Here is a 2,322-nt window from a genome sequence, read left to right as displayed (position 1 = left end):
GGATGGTCGTCGGTGAGACCATCGCACCCGCGTTCGTCGGCGTGGTGTGGCTGGGCGACAGCGCCCGCGACGGCCTGGGCTGGCTGGTCGTCGCGGGCTTCGTGGTGGCCGTGTCCGCCACGCTCGTGCTGGCGCGCTTCGGCGAAGCGCCGCAACCGCAGGCTGAATCGGTCACCTGACTCAGGGCGTCGCGGCGGTGGTCGCCTCGTGGCCGATGGGATTCCCCGCCGCGGGACTGTAGGCCGTGCCGCGCGCCGGGCGCGTCCACAGCACGCCGCCCTCCGCGCTGATGCCCGCGGCCATCAGCGCGCGCTTGACGATCTTATTGGTCGCCGTCGTCGGCAGGCCGGCGTTGATGCGCACGTAGCGCGGCCAGGCCTTGGGCGACAGGTCCGGTTGCGCGGCAAGGAAAGCCGCGAACTCGCCGGGCCCCAGCTGCGCCCCGTCGCGCAGGACCAGGGCGGCCATTACCTGGTCACCGACCCGGTCGTCGGGCACCGCGTACACCGCGACCTGGCTGACCCCGGGCAGCCGCTCTAGGATCCGCTCGATCGGGCCGGCCGCCAGGTTCTCACCATCCACCCGCATCCAGTCCGCCGTCCGGCCGGCCAGGTAGATCCAGCCGTCGGCGTCCCGGTAGGCCAGATCGCCGGACCAGTACATCCCGTGCCGCATGCGCTCGGCCGTCGCGGCCGGGTCGTTGTAGTAGCCCACGAACGGGCCCGCCCCGGTGGTGTTGACGAGCTCACCGACCGCGGCGTCGAAGTTGGTCAGCGCCCCGTGTTCGTCGAATTCCGCGACGGCGCACTCCTGCAGCGTTGCCGGGTTGTAGACGGCGACCCCGGGATACGGTCTGCCGATCGACCCCGGCGGGGTTCCGTCCTCGCGGACGACGATCACCGCGAACTCGCTCGACCCGAAGCTGTCGACCACGCGGCAGTCGAAACGCCTTGCGAATTCGGCGATGTCGCGGTCGGTGGCCTCGTTGCCGAACGCCACCCGCAGCGGGTTCTCCGCGTCGTCGGGACGTTCGGGGGTGGACAGGATCAAGGCGAGGGGCTTGCCCACGTAGTTGACGTAGGTGACGCGATAGCGGCGCACGTCGTCCAGGAAACCCGATGGCGAGAACCGGGCCGGGACCATGGTGGCGCCGGCACCGATGGCGACCGCCCATCCGGCTGCGACACCGTTCGAGTGGAACAGCGGCATCGACAGGTAACAGACATCGTCGGCGGTGACGTCGTACTGGAAGACCAGGCTGGCGCCGCACATGATCGTCATCGCATGCGCGAGGCGCACGACCTTCGGGTCGCCACTCGTCCCGGAGGTGAAGATCATCATCAACGTGTCGCCGCCGGTGACCTCGCGGTGCGGAACCAGGGGCCCCGCGGCGGCCACCAGTTCGGCGTAGCGCCCGCCGGTGACGTCGAGCACCTGGATCCCGTTGAGGTCCAAGCCGTCCAGCAGGCCCCGGTGTTCGGGGTCGACGAGCAGCAGCTGGCAGTCGGATCGCCGGATGTCGGCCAGCAGTCCGGCCCCGCGCCGCGTCGTGTTGATCCCGCACAGCACGTAGCCGCCCAGCGCGGCCGCGGCCATGGCGCGCAGCATCGCCGGGGAGTTGGGCAGCAGGGCCCCGACGTGGAGTGGGCGGGTCGGCTCGGCCAGGGCGATCAGCGCGGCGGCCTCCGCTTCGGCCTCCGCGAGGTGTTCGCCCCAGGTCCAGACCCGCTCGCCGCAGGCAACGGCCGGGCCGTCGTCGTCGCGACGCTGCCGCAGCAGCTGCTGAACCGTCTCGATCATCGGGTGGTCAGCACCAGCCCCGCGTAGCGCCGGCGTGCCACTTCGTCGCAGTGGCGCCGATAGGCGCCGAACCCGCCGACGTAGGGCATGAAAACCCGTTTCTTGCCCTCGATGTTGGCGCCCAGGTACCACGACGAGGTCGCCTTCGGGAAGAGCGTCTGCTCGGCCGCCTTCGCGACGTGGTCCGTCCAGGCCTCGGCGGCGTCGCGGCGCGGCTCCACGTCCGTCACCCCGAGGCGGCGGGCGGCGAGCACGAGTTCGATGACCCAGTCGACCTGAACCTCGGCGTGCAGGACCATATTGGCCAGCACCGACGGGCTGCCCGGCCCGCTGATGGTGAACATGTTCGGCAGCCCGGGCACCATCAGGCCGAGGAACGTCAGCGGCCCGTCGGCCCACACGTCGCTCAGCCGCACTCCGCCCGGGCCCTCGGGGTCGATGCGGGTCAGCGCGCCGGTCAGCGCGTCGAAGCCGGTCGCGAAGATCAACACGTCGCACGGGTAGGTGGCCGCGCTGGTGCGC

1 protein-coding gene and 1 pseudogene are annotated in these 2,322 nt (G+C 71.4%); both read right to left on the bottom strand.

Going from position 1 to position 2,322, the window contains the following annotated elements; translation table 11 throughout:
- Positions 1 to 180: 180 nt before the first annotated feature.
- Positions 181 to 1,800, bottom strand: a complete 1,620-nt coding sequence (gene fadD1, locus A9X03_RS03260; protein WP_067891831.1) for a fatty-acid--CoA ligase FadD1 — start codon at positions 1,798 to 1,800, stop codon at positions 181 to 183.
- Positions 1,797 to 2,322, bottom strand: a pseudogene (locus A9X03_RS03255) (cyclohexanone monooxygenase); the annotation flags it as partial. The gene fadD1 and the pseudogene A9X03_RS03255, both read right to left, overlap by 4 nt.

Origin of the sequence: Mycobacterium sp. E1715 (assembly GCF_001667625.1) — a bacterium.
Lineage (GTDB): Bacteria > Actinomycetota > Actinomycetes > Mycobacteriales > Mycobacteriaceae > Mycobacterium.
This window is presented reverse-complemented; position numbering and strand designations above follow the sequence as displayed.

Excerpts from the sequence above, each read along its gene's own strand:
- fadD1 (WP_067891831.1), bottom strand. The coding sequence starts at position 1,800 with ATGATCGAGACGGTTCAGCAGCTGCTGCGGCAGCGTCGCGACGACGAC.